We start from the raw sequence: 19125 nt of genomic DNA, 5'->3' as shown, positions 1-19125 counted from the left end.
TCAGGCCGCCGCAAAGCCGAGATGAGCACGGAACCGGTTCTTGATAAAGACGGCATCGCGCGAGGGCAGCGAACGCGGCGGATTTTCGGCCAGAACCTTGATGACAAAGAGCCGTGGGCCATCGGCTGGCGCCGCGATCTGCACGGCGAGGCGCTGCACCTCCTCGAGCGTCCGCACCGTCGCGGTTGCGGCAAAGCCGCAAGCAACCGCGATCGCCGTGAGATCGACGCCACGCCCGGTATGGCTCGCCTGCATCCCGGTCTCGCCAAAGTGCTGGTTGTCGATCACGACAATGTCGAGGTTGCGCGGACGTGCGACGCCAATGGTGGCAAGGCCGCCGAGCCCCATCAATTGCTCGCCGTCGCCGGTCAAGGCGAGCACGCGCTTACCCGGCTGCGCCTGAGCAAGGCCGAGGCCGATCAGCGCGGCGCCACCCATGGCGCCCCAGAGATAGAAATTGCCGTCGTGGTCGCCGACCGAATGAAGGTCATAGGTGGGCGAGCCGAGGCCGGAGACGACCAGCGTATCCTTGCGATCCCTGAGGAGAGCCGCAACGGCGGCACGGCGATCCAGTTGAGAGGCATTCGACATCGACATCACCACTTTTTCTTGCCGATCAGGCGCTGCCCGATCAGGACCGCGATCTGCTGGTCGGAGTCGTAGGCGAGCGCCGCGGCCGCTTCGACCGTCTCGACCAGATCCTCCGCCGTCTCCGCGCGCATCACTTTCAAGCCGATCGCCTCCAGCGAAGGCTGCGTCGCCCGGCTCATCGGCATCTGCCAGGGATTGAACTCGGCCCATTCGCCGCGCATCGTCACCAGCATCAGCAGCGGAAAGCGGCCGATCGCCGACAGCGACAGCATGTTGATGCAATTGCCGACCCCGCTCGACTGCATCAGCAGCACGCTGCGCTGGCCGCCGAGCCAGGCACCCGCGGCAATGGCGATGCCTTCTTCCTCCGTCGTCAGCACGTTGGTGGTGACGTCTTTGTCGGCGGAGAACATCCGGATGAGCTGGCTGTGGCCGGCATCGGGGACATAGGACATCTGCCGGACGTCGGCGGCTTTGAGGATGCGATAGAGCTCGCTCGGCCAGTCGATTTCGGGGTTGGGCTTGGGGCTATGCACCGCGTGTCTCCGTGAATTTCGAGCGGCACGCTAGCGATGTTCGGGCGCGAAAGCTCTGACTGTCTGGGACGATCAGATATCGAGGAATTGTATAGCTGGCTTTTCGCTGTCGGTTGCGGACCGACAGCGCGGTGCGCATTGCTGCGCCCTCTCCTCTTGCGGGAGAGGGCATCACCGCGGGTTGACATACACTCACTCGGGTGAGGGGTTGCCTCCGCGCACTCGTGCGCCTCCATATTCGCGGAGAGATACCCCTCATCCGGCGCTTCGCGCCACCTTCTCCCGCAAGGGGAGAAGGGAAGAGGAGCTCAATTCGCCGCCGACCTCGCGGCAGCGGGCATGTAGATCTGCGCGTAGCCTTCCTTGATCGCGGACGTAATGCGATCGAGGCGGCGATCGATGTGCTTCTCCAGCACCGAGACGCAGGCCTCTTCGTTCCGCGCCTTCAGGCCTTCGACGACCGCACGGTGCTCGGCTTGCGTGTTGGAGCGGTTGATGCTGTCCATGTCGATCCAGCGCACGAAGCGGATGCGGGCGTTGACGTTGCGCAGCACGCGCAGCATCTCGGCATTGTTCGACATTCCCATCAGCCGCTCGTGAAAGGTCTCGTCGAGCTCGACCAACTCCACCGAAGAGCGTTCGCCGGGATCGGGGCCGGTGGCTTCGAGGAATTTCAGCAGCGCGTCGATGTCCTCGTCCTTGGCGCGCTTGATGGCGAGGCGGATCGAGGCGACCTCGATCGACTTGCGCAGCTCGTAGAGATCGAAGATCTCGTGGGCATCGAGCTCGCGGCAGAAGAAGCCCTTGCCCGGCGTGAAGCGCAGGAAGCCTTCGGTGTTGAGACGATTGAGCGCTTCGCGCAGCGGCGTTCGGCTGACGCCGAGGCGTTTTGCCAGCTCGCCTTCATTGAGCCGTTCGCCCGGCTTGAACTCATAGCTCACGGCCATCGCCTTGAGCTGTTCATAGACGCGATCGACGATACTATCGGAGGCCAGTTCCACGTTGCTCTTCATACGCTGCATTCATGTCCGAACACAGTTCAATATACCGGGGCTATCGAGGCGATTGCAATGCAAACGACAGCTGAGCCGCGTTTGTTCAGAGCTTTGCGACTGCCGGACTTCAGGCAAAGGCGCGCGGGCGCAGTCCAGCATGAAACCAGGTGATCATGGAATAGATATCGTAGACGGGCAATCCGACTTCGGCCTGCAGGGCTGCCGCATAAGGCGGCATGTTGGTGCATTCGAGGACGATGGCGCCAACGTCAGGGTTTTTGGCGACAAGCTGCTTGCCGGCCTCGACCACATCGCGCTCGGCCTGGGCGACGTCCATGTCGTCCTTCTCCGCCTTGATCAGGACGCGGAAGAATTCCTTGCCGTGCTCGGTGCCGACCAGCGGCGTATCGAGCGGCACACCGGCACCTTCGAGATGGGCCGGCGTCAGGGTCGAGCCCGACACCGTAACGAGGCCGACGCGCTTGCCGGGCGGCAAGGTCGCCTGCACCCACGGCACCTGCATCAGCGACGAGGTCGCGACGGGAACGCCGACAGCGGCCGCGATCTCCTTCTGGAATAGCGAGAGGAAGCCGCAATTGGTGGTGATGGCCTCAGCCCCGAGCCGCACCAGATCCTTCGCTGCATCGATGAAATCAGGCAGCAGGCCGGCGGCGCCCTTCAGCACCACCTTCTCCGGCGATGCCCCGCTCACCACGCGATACAGCACGGGAAATGGCCAGGTGGTGCCGTTGCCCATGTCGCCGGGAATGCGGGGAAAGCGCGCTTCCAGCATCAGGATGCCGAGCGGCGCGCCATAGATGGCCTTGCCGCCGCGGGCGATGCGGGAGGATGAGCTGGCAGAATAAGTCATGGTGCGATCTCAGAAGAAGCGAGTGGGCGCGAACGGCGCGAGCGGAATTTCCGGCGACTTGCCGCTCAGGAGCTGCGCGACGAGGCGGCCGGTGCGGGCCGAGCCGACCAGGCCGATATGGCCGTGACCGAAGGCATAGACGATGTCGCGCGAGGCGCGCGCATGGCCGATGCAGGGAAGGCCATCAGGCATGCTCGGACGATGTCCGAACCAGGTCTTGATGCGCGAAGCCGGAATGTCCTTCGGCAGCTTCGGAAACATGCTGAGGAGATGATTGCGCAGGATCTCGGCGCGCTTCCAGTTCGGCGCAGCCTCGAGGCCGGCGATCTCGACCGTGCCGGCGGCGCGCAGACCCTTGTCGGTCCAGTTCACCACCATCTTCGCATCCGACGCCATCATCGAGCTGCGTGGCCCGGACTCCGGGTTCTCGATCATCACGTGATAGCCGCGCTCGGTCTCGAGCGGCAGCGGATCGCCGACCGACGCGGTGAGCCGCCTTGAATGCGCGCCGGCGGCAACGACGGCGGCATCGCAGGAAATCTCGCCGGTCTCGGTGATGACGGCGACGAGCTTGTTGCCGTTCAGCTTGAGACCGGTCGCCTTGGCGCGCACGAGTTTCACACCGCTCGCCAGCGCATGATTGGCGAGCGCCGCGACGTAAGCGCCGGGATCGCGGCAGCGTCCGGCTTCCTCCACCACGACGCCAAACGTGTAGCGCGGATGCAGATCGGGCTCACGCTGACGCATCTCGTCGGCGTTGAGCTCCAGCCATTCGACGCCGACCTTCTTGCGCAGGCGCCAGCCGAGGTCGTTGTCGAAATTGCCGCGCGACGGGAACACATGCATCACGCCGTTGCGCTCGACCAGTTCGGGCACGCCGGCCTCTTCCGCAAGCTTCCGGTGCAGCAGCGGCGCGTCCTTCAACAGATCGCGCAGCGCGAAAGCCGTCTTCTCGACCCGCGCCTCGGTCCAGCCGGAGAGCAGGTACTTGACCAGCCAGGGCAGCGCCTTCGGCAAGTAAGACCAGCGGATCGCCAGCGGCCCGAGCGGGTCCATCAGATAGCCCGGCACCTTCTTCCAGATGCCCGGCTCGGCCGGCGGGATCACCGAATGCGATGACAGCCAGCCGGCATTGCCATAGCTTGCCGCCTGTTCGCCACCGGGCTCACCCGGATCGATCAGCGTGACGCGATGACCCTCGCGCAGCGCCTCGATGGCGCTGACCACGCCGACCGCGCCGGCTCCGATGATGGCGACGTGGCGGCCCTCCGGCATCGCTTACGCTTTCACCGCCGGCGTGAAATCCTTGCCGACCGAGATCGCCCTGGAATCGATGATGCAATGGAGGATCGACGGCTTGCCGGAAGCCAGCGCGCGCTCGAAGGCCGGCGCGAACTCTTCGGTGCGCTCGACGCGCTCGCCATGGCCGCCGAACGCCTTGGCGTACATCGCAAAATCAGGGTTCTTGAGCTGGGTGCCGACGACGCGGCCGGGATAGTCGCGCTCCTGGTGCATGCGGATGGTGCCGTATTGCGAATTGTCGACGACGATGACGACCAGCGGCACGTCGTATTGCACAGCGGTCGCGAACTCCTGGCCGTTCATCAGGAAGCAGCCGTCGCCGGCAAACGCGATGACGGTGCGATCCGGAAATTGCCGTTTCGCGAGCACCGCCGCCGGCACGCCATAGCCCATCGAGCCCGAGGTCGGCGCAAGCTGCGAGGCAAAGCTGTGGAAGCGGTGATGGCGATGGATCCAGCCGGCGTAGTTGCCGGCGCCGTTGCAGACGATCGCGTCCTTCGGCAGGCGATCGCGCAGCCATGTCATGACCTGGCCATACTGGAACGTGCCCGGCAATTCGCGCGCCTTGTCGGTCCAGGCGAGATAATCGGCATGCGCCTTGGCGGCCTCGCCCTTCCAGGCAACCGCGCCTGAAGGCTTCAACGCCTCGACGGCGGCGGCGAACGCGGCGGGCGTCGCCTGGATCGCCAGCTCCGGCTGATAGACGCGGCCGAGCTCTTCCGAGCCCGGATGCACGTGGATCAGCTTCTGCTTCGGCGTCGGAATGTCGAACAGCGTGTAGGACGAGGACGGCATCTCCGACATACGGCCGCCGATGAGAAGAATGACATCGGCATTGTCGATGCGCGCCTTCAGGCCGGGGCTCGGCCCGATGCCGAGGTCACCGGCATAGTGCGAATGGTCGGCGTCGATCAGCGACGCCCGGCGGAACGAGGTCGCGACCGGCAGGTCGAAGCGCTCGGCGAAGCGCGCGATGCTTTTGGTCGCCTCATCGGTCCAGCGCGAGCCGCCGAGAATGACGAGCGGCGCCTTGGCGCTCGCCAGCATCGCACCAACGCGCTCGACATCGGCAGGCGCCGGCCAGCTCACCGCGGGCTCGATGCGCATGGCATCCGCAACGGCGGCGGTCTCGGTCAGCATGTTCTCCGGCAGCGCGATCACGACCGGACCGGGACGGCCCTGCATCGCGACGCGGAAGGCGCGCGCGACCAGCTCCGGAATGCGATCCGGGCGATCGATCTCGACCGCCCATTTCGCCATGGTGCCGAACACCGCCTTGTAGTCGAGCTCCTGGAACGCCTCGCGCTCGCGCATGCCGGTGTCGACCTGGCCGACGAACAGGATCATCGGAGTCGAATCCTGCATCGCGATGTGGACGCCGTGGCTGGCATTGGTGGCGCCGGGGCCGCGGGTGACGAAGCAGACGCCCGGGCGTCCGGTGAGCTTGCCATAGGCTTCCGCCATCATCGCAGCGCCGCCTTCGGCGCGGCAGATCACGACGTCGATCGGGCTGTCATGCAGCGCATCGAGCGCCGCCAGATAGCTTTCGCCCGGCACGCAGGTGACGCGGTCGACGCCCTGGGCGACCAGCTGATCGATCAGGATCTGGCCCCCGGTGCGGGTGTTACGAATGGTCATGACAGCTCCCTGCAGGCTTTGGCGATGCGCATCACGGCTTCGCGCAAGTTTTGTTCCGAGGTGGCGTAGGACAGGCGGAAATAAGGTGCAAGGCCGAAACAGCTGCCCGGCACCACGGCCACGTCATGCCTCTCCAGCAGGAAACGGCAGAAGGCGGCATCGCTGTCGATCGTAACGCCATCCGGCGTGTGGCGGCCGATCAGGCCGGCGCAGCTCGCATAGATGTAGAACGCGCCTTCCGGCCGGCGGCAGATGACGCCGTCGATCGCGTTGAGCGCGTCGACCACGATGTCGCGGCGGCGCTGGAATGCGGCGCGGCGTTCGACCAGAAGATCCTGCGGCCCGGTCAGCGCGGCAATCGCGGCGGCCTGGCTCACCGAGCAGGGGTTGGTCGTGCTCTGGCTCTGCACCACCGCCATCGCCGCGATCAATTCGCGCGGACCGCCGCCATAGCCGACGCGCCAGCCGGTCATGGCATAGGCCTTGGAAACACCATTCACCGTCAGCGTGCGCGATTTCAGGCTCGGCTCGAGCGCCGCCGCGGTGACGAACGGCATGCCGTCGTAAATGAGGTGCTCGTAGATGTCGTCGGCGATCAGCCAGACATGCGGATGGCGCTTGAGCACATCCAGGATCGGGCGAAGCTGCGCCGCGGAGTAGGCCGCACCGGTTGGATTGGACGGCGAGTTCAGCAGCAGCCAGCGCGTCTTCGGCGTGATCGCGCGCTCGAGATCGCCGGCATCGAGGCGAAAGCCGTTGTCCGCGCGGCAGAGCACGTCGACCGGCGTGCCGTCGGCGATGCGCACCATGTCGGCATAGCTGGTCCAATAGGGCGCTGCGAGGATGACCTCGTCGCCAGGGCTTAAGCTCGCCATGAAGGCGTTGTGGATCACCTGTTTGGCGCCGGCACCGGCGGTGATCTCGTCGGCGGCGTAGACGAGATCGTTCTCGCGCCGGAATTTCTGCGCGATAGCGGCCTTCAGTTCCGGCGTGCCGTCCAGACTGGTGTATTTGGTCTGGCCGGCGCGAATGGCGCGGATCGCGGCGTCCTTGACGTGGTCGGGCGTATCGAAATCGGGCTCGCCGGCGCCGAGCACGATCACCGGCCGCCCCTCGCGCTTGAGCCGCTGCGCGACCGCGCCGATCTTGAGGATCTCGGAGACGCCGATCGCGCCGATGCGCTGGGCGGGGCGGAAGGTCGATGCGGAAGCCTGGACAGTCACGGCCGAGCCTTACTTGCGAGCGGCGATCGCGATCACCTCGATGAGGAAGGCGGGATCGGCGAGCTCGACCTTGCCGCAGGCCCGGGTCGGCGTATCGCCCGGCACGACCCAGGCATCATAGACCGCGTTCATGGCGTCGAAATCGTCCATCGTCTTGAGCCAGACCTGCACGCTGAGCAGGCGCGACTTGTCGGTGCCGGCGCGCGCCAGCATGTCGTCGACCTTCGCCAGCGCCTCCTTGGTCTGCTGGGTGATGTCGGCCGTCTTGGTGTCCGCGACCTGTCCGGCGAGGAAGACGAGGTCGCCGAACACGGAGGCGCGACTGCGACGGGCGTTCTGGTCGATGCGGGTGATGTCCGACATGGGATGTCCTTATTCTTTACTTGCCGGTGACGATGATGCGGCGGCAATGATCGAGCGCCGCGCCGATGAGATTGTCGCTAGCCTCCGGCGTGCGGAACGCCGAATGTGCCGACAGCGTCACGTTCGGCAGCTTGGTCACGGGATGCCCCGCCGGCAGCGGCTCGACGGTAAAGACATCGAGGCCGGCGTGGCCGATATGACCCGAGCGCAGCGCGTCGAGCATCGCATCCTCGTCGACGACCGCGCCCCGCGCGGTGTTGATCAGGATGCTGCCCTTGCGCATCTGCGCGATGCGCTCGCGCGACAAAAAGCCCTTGGTCTCGTCGGTGAGCAGCAGATGCAGCGAGACGACGTGGCTGTCGGCCAGCAGCTTCTCCAGAGGAACGAATTCGACTCCGGGATGCGTCTTCGGCGTCCTGTTCCAGGCGATCACCTTCATGCCGCAGCCCGCGGCCATGCGGGCTGCTTCCATCGCGATGCCGCCGAAGCCGATCAGGCCGAGCGTCTTGCCGGTGAGCTGCATCGCGTCACGGCGCAGCCAGTTGCCCTCGCGCATGCCGCGATCCATCTCGCCGAAGTTTCGCGCGGAGGCCCACATCAGCGCGATCGCGCATTCGGCCACCGCTGTGTCGCCGTAGCCTTTGATGATGTGGACGGCGATGCCGCGCTCAGCGAGCTCGTCCGGATTCATGTAGCTGCGCGGGCCTGTGCCGAGGAAGACGACGTGCTTCAGCTTCGCGCATTTCTCTGCAATCGCGGTCGGCACGGCGGTGTGATCGACGATCATGATCTCGGCATCGCCGAGCAGGCCGGGCAGATCGTCGGGCTTGATCGCGGGGTTGCGGTTGATGCTGACCGGCAGCTTCTGCGAAGCCAGCAGCTTGTCGGTCACCGCCGCCAGGGTCTCGTTCGCATCGACGAATAGGGCGCGCACAGGCCTCTCCTTCAGCTCACTTCTATATTGCGTTCAGTCTTGTATTCAGACTTGAATGCGATTGACAACCCCTCGCCTCAGGGAATTTTGCGCAATCCTGCCAGGATATTGGGCTCATCTCTGCCTTGCCGCACAAATGGTCAGCAAATCGAAATACCGTATTGCATTTTATCCTGAATACAGAAATAGTCCAGAGGCCGGAGACGATCCGACCCAAATTCCAGGAGGCAACAAGCCATGAATCGCAGGGATGCACTCACCACTGTCGCGCTGGCGGGCGCCGCGATTGCCGCCGCGAGCAGCGCAGCCAGAGCCGACACCGCATCGACCTCCACGCTCGACCGCATCAAGAAGAATGGCGTGTTGCGCGTTGCCGTCATCGTGGGTCAGGAACCCTATTTCCATAAGGATCTCGCCACCGGCACGTGGTCCGGCGCCTGCATCGACATGGCCAACGACATCGCCAGCAAGCTCGGGGCCAAGGTCGAGACGCTGGAATCGACCTGGGGCAACCAGATCCTCGACCTGCAGGCCGACAAGGTCGATCTCGCCTTCGCCGTGAACCCGACCCCGGAGCGCGCCCTCGTCATCGACTTCTCGACGCCGATCCTGGTGCACTCCTTCACCGTCATCACCAAGAAGGGCTTCGCCAAGCCGCAGACCTGGGGCGAGCTCAACAAGCCCGAGGTCAAGATCGCCGTCGACATCGGCTCGACGCATGAGACCATCGCGCGCCGCTACTGCCCGAAGGCGACCATCCTCGGCTTCAAGAACCGCGACGAGGCCATCCTTGCGGTCGCGACCGGCCGTGCCGACTGCAACGTCTCGCTGGCGGTGCTCTCGGTCTCGACCCTGAAGAAGAATCCGAACCTCGGCGATCTCGCGATCCCGCGCCCGCTGCTGACGCTTCCCACCAACATGGGCATCCGCGCCGAGAGCGACCGCCGCTACAAGGATTTCCTCAGCGCCTGGGCCGACTACAACCGCGCGATGGGCCAGACCCGCGAATGGATGCTGAAGGGCTTCGAGGCGGTCGGCCTCAGCGCCGACGACCTTCCGGGCGAAGTGCAGTTCTGACGGCAACGCGACGATGTATGTCTGGGAGTTCGCGGCGCTCAAGCCGTATTGGGGCCTGATCTGGCAAGGGCTCCTGGTCACCTTGTTCTACACGGTGACCACGGTGGTCGCGGGCCTCTCGATCGGACTGGTCGTCGGCATCCTGCGCACGACGGCACCGCGCTGGGTCTCGGTGCCGCTGCGTCTCTACATCGAAATCTTCCGCTGTACGCCGCTGCTCGTGCAGCTGATCTGGATGTATTACGCCCTGCCCGTCCTGATCGGCGTCGACATGTCGCCGGCGATGGCCTGCTTCCTCGCGCTGTCGCTCTATGCCGGCTCGTTCTACGCCGAGATTTTTCGTGGCGGCATCGAGGCGGTCGATGTCGGCCAGTGGGAGGCCGGACGTGCCATCGGCATGCGACGGGGCAAGATCTTCCGCCGCATCGTGCTGCCGCAGGCAACGCAGGTGATGATCCCCTCCTTCATCAACCAGACCATCATGCAGTTGAAGAATACCTCGCTGGTGTCGGTGGTCGCGGTCGGCGACCTGCTCTACCAGGGCACTGTCATCACCGCATCGAGCTACAAGCCGCTCGAGGTCTACACCACGATTGCCATCCTTTATTTCGTCGTGCTGTTCCCGCTGACGCTGGTCGCCGACCGGATCGAGCTCAGGATGGGAGCGCACCGATGAGCGCCCTGATCGCGGACAACATCCACAAGGCATTCGGCGATCATGAGGTGCTCAAGGGCGTCTCGCTCTCGGTCGCGCGCGGCGAGGTCGTCACCCTGATCGGCGCCTCCGGCTCCGGCAAGTCCACCTTCCTGCGCTGCCTGAACCTGCTGGAAATGCCGCAGCAGGGCGAGCTTGCGATCGGATCGCATCGGTTTGCGTTCGGCAAAGGCCCTCGCGCGCCAAAGGACGCGCAACTGGCGCAGCTGCGCGAACATGTCGGCATGGTGTTCCAGCACTTCAATCTGTTCCCGCACATGTCCGTGCTCGCCAATGTCACCGAAGGGCCGGTGCAGGTGAAGGGCATGGGACAGAACGAAGCCAAGGATCTCGGCCGCGATCTACTGGCAAAAGTCGGCCTCGCCGACAAGGCCGACGCCTTTCCGAGCCGCCTGTCGGGCGGCCAGAAGCAGCGCGTCGCGATCGCCCGCGCACTGGCGATGAAGCCCGAGGTGATGCTGTTCGACGAGCCGACCTCGGCGCTCGACCCCGAGCTGGTCGGCGAAGTCCTCTCCGTCATCCGCAGCCTTGCCGCCGAAGGCATGACCATGGTGCTGGTCACGCACGAGATGGCCTTCGCGGCCGACGTCTCCACCCGCGTCGGTTTCATGAACGACGGCATCATGGCCGAGATCGGAACGCCGGAAGAGACCATCCGCCAGCCGCGCAGCGAACGGCTGAAGGCGTTCCTGGCCCGGTTTCACGAGACGCATTAGGGACGTTCGCCGACGACGACTAACTTTTCTGCCGCACCCACCCCGTCGCAATTGCGCTCGCCCAGGTCAGCATACCCTTGGTGCGCGCCAGTGCGGCCATGGCCGTGGTGTCATACGGCACGTAACGGAGCGTCGCGGACCAACCTGCTCTGCCGCCCTCCAGGATGGCGTAGCACGCATGCGGCGTGCCGACCTCGACCACGTAGGGCACAGGCAGCTTCCCGTCGTAGCCGGGCAATCCGACACTGCCGGGATTGACGACCAGCCGGCCATCCCTCAGCCGCACCACGCGCGGAATGTGCGTGTGGGCGCACAGGATGATCTCGGCGTCGATCCCCTCCGCCCCAGCCTCGATGAAATCGATCCTGCTCGGATGCGCGCAGCCGTCGTCGGCGATGTGGTCGAGCCAGAACGCGGCATCATCGCCTGGCGATCCGTGGCACAGGAACACCCGCTCTCGATATGTAAGCGTGGACGGCATGCTTGCCATCCAGTCGAAGTGCCTGCGCCCGAGCTCGCGAAAATCGCTGCGTGTCGAGCCGCCGGCCTGCCAGAGCTCCACAAGGATTCGATCCTGATCGCCCCTGATTGACGGAAAGCCTCGCTCCATCAGCAGATCGGCGGTCCGGGCCGCTTCGAGCGGGCCGCTGACATGGTCACCCAGGTTCACGATATCAGTGATTCCGAGCGCGGCTATGTCCGCAAGAACGGCTTCAAGTGCCGGACGATTTCCGTGAATGTCCGCGATGGCAGCAAATCTCATATGGCCCTCCCCATTCGGAATGGCCGATCGGTTTCGCTATGCGGGAGAATGCAGGACTGACAGGTCTCTTTGGTAGAGTCTTTTCAGTCAGGTCTCTTTAGCTGCATTTGGTAAAGCGCCCGCAAGCTGAGGATCAAATCGGCGCTGGCGCAAAGAATACACAATCGAGTTGGCCGATCAAGCGACGCGAGTACGAACTGTCACGGCAATGCCGGCGTGACCTCGGGAAAATAACGCGCTACGCTTCCCGGACAAGAACAAGAGGAAACGCCAATCGTGTACGACTACATCATCGTGGGCGGCGGCTCGGCGGGGTCCGTGCTGGCCCACCGGCTCTCCGCGAAGAGCGCCAACAAGGTCCTGCTGTGCGAGGCCGGACAGGACACGCCGCCGGGCAACGAGCCGGCCGAGATCAGGGACAGCTATCCGGGCACCGCCTATTTCGACCCGCGCTTCCACTGGACCGAGCTCAAGGTCACGACCCAGGTCGTCAGCCACAACAATCCGAACGAAAGTCGGCCGCCGTTGCGCAAATACGAGCAGGCGCGCGTACTGGGTGGCGGCTCGTCGATCAACGGCCAGATGGCCAATCGCGGCGCACCGACCGACTACGACGAATGGAACGCGCGTGGTGCCGAGGGCTGGACCTGGAACGACGTGCTGCCCTTCTTCAAGAAGGTCGAGCGCGACCTCGATTTCGATGGGCCCTACCACGGCAAGGACGGCAGAATTCCGGTACGCAGAATTCCGCGAGAGCACTGGACACGGCATTCGCAGGCCTTCGCCGAGGCCTTCCAGCAGGCCGGCCATCAGTTCCTGCCGGACCAGAACGGCGAGTTCGTCGACGGCTATTTCCCGGTGACGCACTCCAACCAGGCCGAGCAGCGCGTCTCCGCCGCGATGGGCTATCTCGACCGCGATACGCGCAAGCGCGCCAACCTCACGATCTCCACCAACACGCAAGTTCGAGAACTGCTGTTCGAAGGCACGCAATGCGTCGGCGTGAAGGCCATCGTTGACGGTCGCGAGCAGGAATTCCGCGGACGCGAGATCATCCTCTCCAGCGGCGCGATCCATTCGCCGGCGCATCTCTTGCGTGCCGGCATCGGTCCGGTCGGTCACCTCAAGGATATGGGCATTCCCGTCCTGATGGGCTTGCCGGGCGTCGGCCAGCGCCTGATGGATCATCCCTCGATCTCGCTGTCGTCCTTTGTCCGCCGCGGCGCGCGCATGAACGAGCACACCAGGCGCCACATGCAGCTCGGCCTGCGCTATTCGTCCGGGTTGCCGGACGTGCCCAAAGGCGACATGTTCGTCGTCCTGCTCAGCAAGTCGGCCTGGCACGCGGTGGGAGAGCAGATCGGCTCGCTGCTCACCTTCGTCAACAAGACCTATTCCGAGACCGGACAGGTCAAGCTCGCCTCGCGTGATCCCGCAGCCGAGCCGATCGTCGAGTTCAATCTGCTGTCCGACCGGCGCGACCTCGATCGCCTGATGAGCGGCTTCCGCAAGATGGCGGCGGTGCAGATGAGCGACGTGGTCAAGGCGGTGACGGACAAGCCGTTCCCGGCGTCCTACACCGACCGCGTGCGCAAGATCGGCGTGGTCAACAACACCAACAGGATCCTGACCAAGATCGCCGCGACCCTGATGGACGGACCGGCGGCGCTGCGTCACTACATGATCGACAATTTCGTGGTCGAGGGCTTTACTTTCGACGATGTCATCAACGACGACGAGGCGCTGGAGGCCTTCGTACGCAAGGCAACCATCGGCGTGTGGCATGCCTCGTGCTCATGCCGCATGGGCCGGGCCGACGATCCGATGGCGGTGGTCGACAACCAGGGCCGCGTCAAGGGCATCCAGGGCCTGCGCGTCGTCGATGCCTCGATCTTCCCGGTGGTGCCGTGCGCCAACACCAATTTTCCGGTGCTGATGTCGGCGGAAAAGATCGCGGCTACGATGATGCAGTGACCGGTCGCGATGGCGCGAGCAGCTCGGCCCAGACGCGGCTGCGCGCACCATCGTTGAGCGGCACGATGTGAAACGGCTGGGCGAAGATCGCGAGAGATTCCCTGGCAGGCTCGAACCGCGGCCAGGCTTCCGCGACGTCGGGCGCGCCTGTCGTGACGAAGCGCAGCACGCCCGCCTGAAACCGCGCCGCCACGTCGATGTCGGCGGGCGTCATCGGCCCGCCCTTGCGCTTGAGGATCGGGCGATCGACGAAATCAGGCAAATGCGCCCACAGGCACGCATTGTCGGCGCCATGGGTCGGCCCCTGCGACAGGAACGGCTCGAGTGCGGGACGATGGTCGAACCGGCTCAGCCACACCGCGCCGCCGGCCGCAGCATGGAGTCGGGCAAGATCGGCCATCGGACGATGCCAGAACGCATCCGACAACAGGGCCTCATACGGATCCTCGTCGAGCCGCGCGGTGGCGCGGTAGTAGGACAACAGGCGACACCATCCGGCATCGCCGAAGGCGTCGCGTACCTGACGCTCGGTGGTGCGGATCATCGCGGCGGGCGGCGTGCTCTTCAGGAACATCGCCATCTCGTCGCGGCAGGAGCCGAGCCAGAGCGGAATGTCGCGCAAGCTGCCGGCGGCGAAGACATCACGCGGCTCGCGCGGAATCACCGCGCCGTCGAGGACCGGGCCGAACACGGTGCCCTGCTCGGTCTCGTCCGCGATCATGCGGCCGACGCGCTCGACCGCCGCGAAGAGGCTTGGTAGCGGCACGGACGTGATCGAACCCACATCGTGCGCCAGCCCGAGCTCGTCAAGCACGCGGCGCGCGACCTCGTCGGCATGATCGGCGCTCATGATGTTTCGTCCGGGCGCGCTCAGCGCAAGGGCGCGGATGAACTTGCCTTTGGTCGCCGGCAAGGTGGCAAGCGCGATCACCATGGAGGCACCTGCGGACTGGCCGGACAGTGTGATCGCATCCGGATCGCCACCGAAATTCGCGATGTTGGCGCGCACCCAGTTGAGCGCGGCGAGCGCATCCGAAATCGCAAGGTTGTTGGCCTCATCGAGGCCGTGGCGATGCAGCTGCAGGAAGCCGAGCGGGCCGAGCCGGTAGTTGATGGTGACGATCACGGCCGGTCCGTGCGCGGCAAGGAACGAGCCGTCATAATCGGCGCCGCCACCGGTGATGAAGGCGCCGCCATGGACGAAGAACAACACCGGCAGCGGACGATCGGCCCCGGCCGGCGCAAAGATGTTCAGGCTGAGGCAGGTGTTCTCGTCAGCATGATCGAGATGCCCGGGCTGCGGCGCGTAAGCGCCGTAGTCCGTGCATTGCCGCGGCTCCGGCCACGCGAGCAGCGGTGTCGCCCTGACGAAACGCGGCGCGATCGCAAAGGGCACGCCCTTGAAGGCGCGTACGCCGTTCGTTTCAGTACCGACGACCGGACCGCTCGTAGTGAAAACTGCGTTGGTCAACATGCGATCGTCACTCTGTCCTTGCTCAAGCGCGCCGCTTGCCGAGATCGGCGATATCGACCTTGTGGGTCTCGCGTGCCGTCGCCGCCGATGCTGCCGAGATCACGCAGCAGCAGGCGACGAAGATCGCCACGGGAATCCAGCCGTTCGGCCCCTCGCCGACCAGGCTCGCGCTCACCAGCGGCGTGAAGCCGGCGGCGAGGAAGCCGAGCTGCGTGCCGATCGCGGTGCCGGAATAGCGCACGCGGGCTTCGAACATCTCGGCATAGAACGACGGCCAGATCGCATTCGGCGCGGCGTAGATGATGCCGGAGAGGATCATCGCGGCGGCAAAGATCGCGATCGTATTCCCCGACGTCACCAGCATGAAATAGGGAAACACCAGCACCGCGCAGCCGAGCACGCCGCCGATGAACACCGGCTTGCGGCCGATCTTGTCGGCGAGCAGGGCCCAGAACGGCTGGGTGATCAGCGCCGTGACATTGCCGAGCACGCCGGCCCACAGCATGGTCGGGCGCGCGACGCCGAACTTGCTGGTGGCGTAGCCCAGCGCGAACACGGCGGTCATCGTGCTCACGGTGGCGATCAGCGCGCAGGTGATCACCCGCAGCACGTCCGGCCAATAGTCGCGGAGCAGCGCGACGACGGGAAAGCGCGCCACCTGCGCCTTGTCCTTGATGTCTTCGAACACGGGCGTCTCCGGCATGGTCCGCCGTACCAGATAGGCAACGACGAGCACGAAGAACGACAACAGGAACGGAATGCGCCACCCCCAGCTCAGCAATTGATCTTCCGGCAGGCTCGACACCGGAATGAACACCAGCGTTGCAAGGATTGCGCCGGCCTGGGTGCCGCTCAGCGTCCAGCTCGTGAAGAAGGCGCGGTTGGAATTGGCCGAATGCTCCAGCGTCAACGAGTTCGCCCCGCTCTGCTCGCCGGCCGCCGACAGGCCCTGCAACAGGCGCAGCAGCGTCAGGATGACGGGCGCGGCGTTGCCGATCGACTTGGCGTCGGGCAGCAGGCCGATCGCAAGCGTCGAGCCGCCCATCAGCACCAGCGTGAACAGCAACACCGTCTTGCGGCCGATACGGTCGCCGAAATGACCGAGGATGACGGCGCCGACGGGACGCGCGACGTAGCCGATGCCGAACGACAGCAGTGCGAGCAGCGTCCCGGTCGCCGGGTCGACATTGGCAAAGAACACTTTTGGAAAGATCAGCGCGGCGGCGGTGCCGTAGATGAAGAAGTCGTAGTATTCGAGCATGCTGCCGACGAAGCTGACCAGCGCGGCGCGCTTGGGCAGCCTGTTCGGCGTGGCATCGGCACTGGGCGATGCATGCAGCGGTGCGACTGACGTCAACGTCATCTGAATCTCCTCCCCATGTGTCCGGTTGCTGCTCGCGTCAGGCAGTCCGCCGCGCGCGAGTATTGTTGTTGTGGTTGCCGCAACCTTGGTTTGACACAATAATGTACGAACTGGTACGTTTATGCAATACGCATTGGATCACCGCCCCAGCGGGTGAAATTTGCTTTCACCTTCAAGGTGATCCGTGGAAACTGGCGGGAGAAACAGTGATGCTCGAGCGCATGCCGCCCCCATCGAAGCGCACCAACGACCCCGAGCGCACCAAGCGCGACATCCTCGAAGTGGCGATGGCCGAATTCGCCTCGGAAGGCTATTCCGGCGCGCGCGTCGATGCGATCGCGGCACGCACGCGCACCTCGAAGCGCATGATCTATTACTATTTCGGCGGCAAGGAGCAGCTTTACCTCGCGGTGCTGGAAGAGGCCTATCGCAGCATCCGCGCGCTGGAGGACCAGCTCGACATTGCAAGCTGCGACGCGCGCGAGGGACTGCGCCGGCTGATCGAGGCGACCTTCGACCATGACGAGCGCAACCCGAACTTCATCCGCCTCGTCAGCATCGAGAACATCCACCACGGCAAGCACCTGAAGCAGAACCTTCAACTGCGCCAGCTCAACGCCAGCGTGATCGCCACGCTCGACGGCATCCTCAAGCGCGGCCGCACCGAAGGCGCCTTCCGCGACGACGTCGACGCCATCGATCTGCATCTCGCCATCAGCTCCTACTGCTTCTTCCGCGTCGCCAACCGCCACACCTTCGGCGCGCTGTTCGACCGCGATCTCAGCGAGCCCAAGGTGCTGGCGAGGAGCAGGAGCCAGATCGTAGAGATGATTTTGGCGTGGCTGGGGGCAAAGGCTTAACAGCCGCCACACACGCGCTGTCATTCCCCGCGAAGGCGGGGAATCCAGTACGCCGCGGCCCATCGATTCAATCACGGCAGTCTCGGAGTACTGGATCGCCCGCTTTCGCGGGCGATGACACCGAGAATGTCGCCCTCACCCGCTCTTCTTCTGCCGCGCGCCCGCCGCGAGCACCAGCATGAACGACGCCGCCGTCATCAGCGTCGAGATCGCGGCAATGGTCGGGTCGATCTCGTCGCGAAGCGCGGTGAACATGCGTTTGGTGAGGGGCTGATACTGGCCGCCGGAGATGAACAGCGCGACGATGGTCTCGTCCATCGCCGAGATGAAGGCGAAGATGCCGCCGGCGACCACGCTCGACTTGACCTGCGGCAGCGTCACCGCGAAGAAGCTGCGCAGGCGGTTCATGCCGAGGCTGCGCGCCACCATCTCCTGCGCGGGATCGAAGCTCTGCAGGCCTGCGAGCACCGAGATGACGACATAAGGCAATCCCAGCATCACGTTCGCCAGCACAAGGCCGGGCAGGGTCGCGACCAGGCCGACCTTGGCATAGACGAAAAAGATGCCGACGGCCGTGATGATGATCGGCACCACCAGCGGCAGCAGCAGCGCCATGTGGATCACGCGCATGATCCGCAGCCTGGACTGGCTGATGGCATAGGCTGCCGCGACTCCACACGGCGTCGCAATCACGACGGTCAGCAGCGCGATCGTCAGCGTCACCCGCGTCGCCTGCATCCAGGCTGGATTGGCGAAATATTGCTGATACCAGCGCGTCGAGAACGACGGCGGCGGGAAGGTCAGAAAGCGCGCGCTGGAGAACGAGATCGGCGCGATGATCAGCACCGGCAGGATCAGATAGAGCAGCACCAGCGCGCTGATCACGTAGAGGGCAATCCGTGCGGGCGAGAGGCGCGTCATTTCTGCCCCAGGATGCGATCGAGCGAAATGAAGCGGCTGACGGCGAAGAAGATCAGAAGCACGCTCAGGAGCAGCACGACGGCGACCGCGCTCGCGGCGCCGAACTGGTTGTAGAGCTCGACATTGCGGCTCACCAGCATCGACACCATCACCGTGCGGCCGCCGCCGAGCAGTTCCGGCGTGATGTAGAAGCCGAGGCAGAGCACGAACACCATGGTGCAGCCGGCGAGCACGCCCGGCAGCGACAGCGGCAGGAAGACGCGAACGAAAGTCAGCGACGGGCTCGCTCCCAGGCTGGCGCCGGCCTGCATCAAATCGCCGGGGATCTTCTGCATGGTGGCATAGAGCGGCAGCACCATGAACGGCAAGAGGATGTGCACGGTTGCCACCACCGTCCCGAAGGTGTTGTGGACCAGCGCGAGCGGCTCGGAGATCACATCGAGATAGCGCAAGAACTGGTTGATCACCCCGGTGCGCTGGAGCAGCGCCAGCCAGGCATAGGCGCGCACCAGCACGCTGGTCCAGAACGGCAGCACGACCAGCGACAGGATGAGGATGCTCCACCCTTTCGGCACGGAGTTGGCGAGATAGGCCACGGGATAGCCGAGCAGCAGCGCGACGACCGTCACCGCGAGGCTGATCTCGAAAGTGAGCGCAAAGCTGCGCCAGTAGATGTCCTCGGTGAAGACGCGGCGATAGTTCTCCAGCGTGAAGCCGTCATGATAGATCGACTGCCAGGCGAGCCAGCCGACCGGCAGCACGATCAGAGCCAGGATCACCAGCAGCGCCGGCGACACCAATGCCAGCAT

At 64.9% G+C, this 19125-nt stretch carries 19 protein-coding genes; 5 read left to right on the top strand and 14 right to left on the bottom strand.

What is annotated here, in order from left to right:
• The 9 genes from F8237_RS22685 to F8237_RS22645 form a co-directional block, all read right to left on the bottom strand.
• Positions 1-591 carry a thiamine pyrophosphate-dependent enzyme gene (locus F8237_RS22685; protein ID WP_151648056.1) on the bottom strand — a complete coding sequence of 197 codons (591 nt, stop codon included), beginning with the start codon at positions 589-591 and terminating at the stop codon, positions 1-3.
• A 5-nt stretch (positions 592-596) separates the two neighbouring features.
• Complete coding sequence (locus tag F8237_RS22680; RefSeq protein WP_151648054.1) at positions 597-1127, bottom strand: thiamine pyrophosphate-binding protein; 531 nt, start codon at positions 1125-1127, stop codon at positions 597-599.
• A gap of 308 nt (positions 1128-1435) precedes the next feature.
• Complete coding sequence (locus tag F8237_RS22675; protein WP_244625949.1) at positions 1436-2140, bottom strand: GntR family transcriptional regulator; 705 nt, start codon at positions 2138-2140, stop codon at positions 1436-1438.
• Positions 2141-2249: 109 nt separating this feature from the next.
• The gene (locus tag F8237_RS22670; RefSeq protein ID WP_151648050.1) at positions 2250-2993 is read right to left on the bottom strand and encodes an aspartate/glutamate racemase family protein; all 744 of its coding nucleotides are present in this window, start codon (positions 2991-2993) and stop codon (positions 2250-2252) included.
• Between the two features lie 9 nt (positions 2994-3002).
• A complete protein-coding gene (locus F8237_RS22665) occupies positions 3003-4268 on the bottom strand; it encodes an NAD(P)/FAD-dependent oxidoreductase (RefSeq protein ID WP_151648048.1) in 1266 nt (421 codons plus the stop codon).
• A gap of 3 nt (positions 4269-4271) precedes the next feature.
• Positions 4272-5933: a thiamine pyrophosphate-binding protein gene (locus tag F8237_RS22660; RefSeq protein WP_151648046.1), complete on the bottom strand. Its 1662-nt coding sequence runs from the start codon at positions 5931-5933 to the stop codon at positions 4272-4274.
• Positions 5930-7156 carry a pyridoxal phosphate-dependent aminotransferase gene (locus tag F8237_RS22655; protein WP_151648044.1) on the bottom strand — a complete coding sequence of 409 codons (1227 nt, stop codon included), beginning with the start codon at positions 7154-7156 and terminating at the stop codon, positions 5930-5932. Before F8237_RS22655 ends, F8237_RS22660 begins: the two co-directional genes overlap by 4 nt.
• Positions 7157-7165: 9 nt before the next feature.
• A complete protein-coding gene (locus F8237_RS22650) occupies positions 7166-7519 on the bottom strand; it encodes a RidA family protein (RefSeq protein WP_151648042.1) in 354 nt (117 codons plus the stop codon).
• A gap of 16 nt (positions 7520-7535) precedes the next feature.
• Entirely contained in the window at positions 7536-8453 is a 918-nt protein-coding gene (locus F8237_RS22645) for an NAD(P)-dependent oxidoreductase (RefSeq protein ID WP_151648040.1), read from the bottom strand.
• A gap of 237 nt (positions 8454-8690) precedes the next feature.
• Between F8237_RS22645 and F8237_RS22640 the strand changes: the two genes are divergently transcribed.
• Genes F8237_RS22640 through F8237_RS22630 form a run of 3 tightly spaced genes read left to right on the top strand, consistent with a single transcriptional unit; the run spans position 8691 to position 10961 of the window.
• The gene (locus F8237_RS22640; RefSeq protein WP_151648038.1) at positions 8691-9530 is read left to right on the top strand and encodes a transporter substrate-binding domain-containing protein; all 840 of its coding nucleotides are present in this window, start codon (positions 8691-8693) and stop codon (positions 9528-9530) included.
• A 13-nt stretch (positions 9531-9543) separates the two neighbouring features.
• Positions 9544-10206, top strand: a complete 663-nt coding sequence (locus F8237_RS22635) for an amino acid ABC transporter permease (RefSeq protein ID WP_151648036.1) — start codon at positions 9544-9546, stop codon at positions 10204-10206.
• The gene (locus tag F8237_RS22630; protein ID WP_151648034.1) at positions 10203-10961 is read left to right on the top strand and encodes an amino acid ABC transporter ATP-binding protein; all 759 of its coding nucleotides are present in this window, start codon (positions 10203-10205) and stop codon (positions 10959-10961) included. The genes F8237_RS22635 and F8237_RS22630 overlap by 4 nt, the downstream gene beginning before the upstream one ends.
• Positions 10962-10980: 19 nt before the next feature.
• Here the strand turns inward: F8237_RS22630 and F8237_RS22625 are convergent, their stop codons facing one another.
• Positions 10981-11724 carry a metallophosphoesterase family protein gene (locus F8237_RS22625; protein WP_151648032.1) on the bottom strand — a complete coding sequence of 248 codons (744 nt, stop codon included), beginning with the start codon at positions 11722-11724 and terminating at the stop codon, positions 10981-10983.
• A gap of 276 nt (positions 11725-12000) precedes the next feature.
• Between F8237_RS22625 and F8237_RS22620 the strand changes: the two genes are divergently transcribed.
• Positions 12001-13698, top strand: a complete 1698-nt coding sequence (locus tag F8237_RS22620; protein WP_151648030.1) for a GMC family oxidoreductase — start codon at positions 12001-12003, stop codon at positions 13696-13698.
• Here the strand turns inward: F8237_RS22620 and F8237_RS22615 are convergent.
• A complete protein-coding gene (locus F8237_RS22615; protein ID WP_151648028.1) occupies positions 13682-15172 on the bottom strand; it encodes a carboxylesterase/lipase family protein in 1491 nt (496 codons plus the stop codon). The two genes, F8237_RS22620 and F8237_RS22615, sit on opposite strands and share 17 nt — an antisense overlap.
• A 22-nt stretch (positions 15173-15194) precedes the next feature.
• Positions 15195-16535 carry an MFS transporter gene (locus F8237_RS22610; protein ID WP_151648026.1) on the bottom strand — a complete coding sequence of 447 codons (1341 nt, stop codon included), beginning with the start codon at positions 16533-16535 and terminating at the stop codon, positions 15195-15197.
• Between the two features lie 209 nt (positions 16536-16744).
• Here F8237_RS22610 and F8237_RS22605 point away from each other — a divergent pair, with 209 nt between their 5' ends.
• Entirely contained in the window at positions 16745-17395 is a 651-nt protein-coding gene (locus tag F8237_RS22605; protein WP_162006171.1) for a TetR/AcrR family transcriptional regulator, read from the top strand.
• A 135-nt stretch (positions 17396-17530) separates the two neighbouring features.
• On the opposite strand, the gene F8237_RS22595 is transcribed toward F8237_RS22605, so the two are convergent.
• Both F8237_RS22595 and F8237_RS22590 read right to left on the bottom strand, forming a co-directional pair.
• The gene (locus F8237_RS22595; protein ID WP_151648022.1) at positions 17531-18316 is read right to left on the bottom strand and encodes an ABC transporter permease; all 786 of its coding nucleotides are present in this window, start codon (positions 18314-18316) and stop codon (positions 17531-17533) included.
• Complete coding sequence (locus F8237_RS22590; protein WP_151650634.1) at positions 18313-19125, bottom strand: ABC transporter permease; 813 nt, start codon at positions 19123-19125, stop codon at positions 18313-18315. The genes F8237_RS22595 and F8237_RS22590 overlap by 4 nt, the downstream gene beginning before the upstream one ends.

Source organism: Bradyrhizobium betae, from assembly GCF_008932115.1.
Taxonomy (GTDB): domain Bacteria; phylum Pseudomonadota; class Alphaproteobacteria; order Rhizobiales; family Xanthobacteraceae; genus Bradyrhizobium; species Bradyrhizobium betae.
The sequence above is the reverse complement of the archived record's forward strand: the minus strand, read 5'-3'. Positions and strand labels throughout refer to the sequence as shown.

What these genes read in the sequence shown, in the direction of transcription:
- F8237_RS22685 (WP_151648056.1), bottom strand. Translation starts at nt 591, where the DNA reads ATGTCGAATGCCTCTCAACTGGATCGCCGTGCCGCCGTTGCGGCTCTC.
- F8237_RS22675 (WP_244625949.1), bottom strand. Translation starts at nt 2,140, where the DNA reads ATGAAGAGCAACGTGGAACTGGCCTCCGATAGTATCGTCGATCGCGTC.
- F8237_RS22670 (WP_151648050.1), bottom strand. Translation starts at nt 2,993, where the DNA reads ATGACTTATTCTGCCAGCTCATCCTCCCGCATCGCCCGCGGCGGCAAG.
- F8237_RS22665 (WP_151648048.1), bottom strand. Translation starts at nt 4,268, where the DNA reads ATGCCGGAGGGCCGCCACGTCGCCATCATCGGAGCCGGCGCGGTCGGC.
- F8237_RS22660 (WP_151648046.1), bottom strand. Translation starts at nt 5,933, where the DNA reads ATGACCATTCGTAACACCCGCACCGGGGGCCAGATCCTGATCGATCAG.
- F8237_RS22650 (WP_151648042.1), bottom strand. Translation starts at nt 7,519, where the DNA reads ATGTCGGACATCACCCGCATCGACCAGAACGCCCGTCGCAGTCGCGCC.
- F8237_RS22640 (WP_151648038.1), top strand. Translation starts at nt 8,691, where the DNA reads ATGAATCGCAGGGATGCACTCACCACTGTCGCGCTGGCGGGCGCCGCG.
- F8237_RS22635 (WP_151648036.1), top strand. Translation starts at nt 9,544, where the DNA reads ATGTATGTCTGGGAGTTCGCGGCGCTCAAGCCGTATTGGGGCCTGATC.
- F8237_RS22630 (WP_151648034.1), top strand. Translation starts at nt 10,203, where the DNA reads ATGAGCGCCCTGATCGCGGACAACATCCACAAGGCATTCGGCGATCAT.
- F8237_RS22625 (WP_151648032.1), bottom strand. Translation starts at nt 11,724, where the DNA reads ATGAGATTTGCTGCCATCGCGGACATTCACGGAAATCGTCCGGCACTT.
- F8237_RS22615 (WP_151648028.1), bottom strand. Translation starts at nt 15,172, where the DNA reads ATGTTGACCAACGCAGTTTTCACTACGAGCGGTCCGGTCGTCGGTACT.
- F8237_RS22610 (WP_151648026.1), bottom strand. Translation starts at nt 16,535, where the DNA reads ATGACGTTGACGTCAGTCGCACCGCTGCATGCATCGCCCAGTGCCGAT.
- F8237_RS22605 (WP_162006171.1), top strand. Translation starts at nt 16,745, where the DNA reads ATGCTCGAGCGCATGCCGCCCCCATCGAAGCGCACCAACGACCCCGAG.
- F8237_RS22595 (WP_151648022.1), bottom strand. Translation starts at nt 18,316, where the DNA reads ATGACGCGCCTCTCGCCCGCACGGATTGCCCTCTACGTGATCAGCGCG.
- F8237_RS22590 (WP_151650634.1), bottom strand. Translation starts at nt 19,125, where the DNA reads ATGCTGGCATTGGTGTCGCCGGCGCTGCTGGTGATCCTGGCTCTGATC.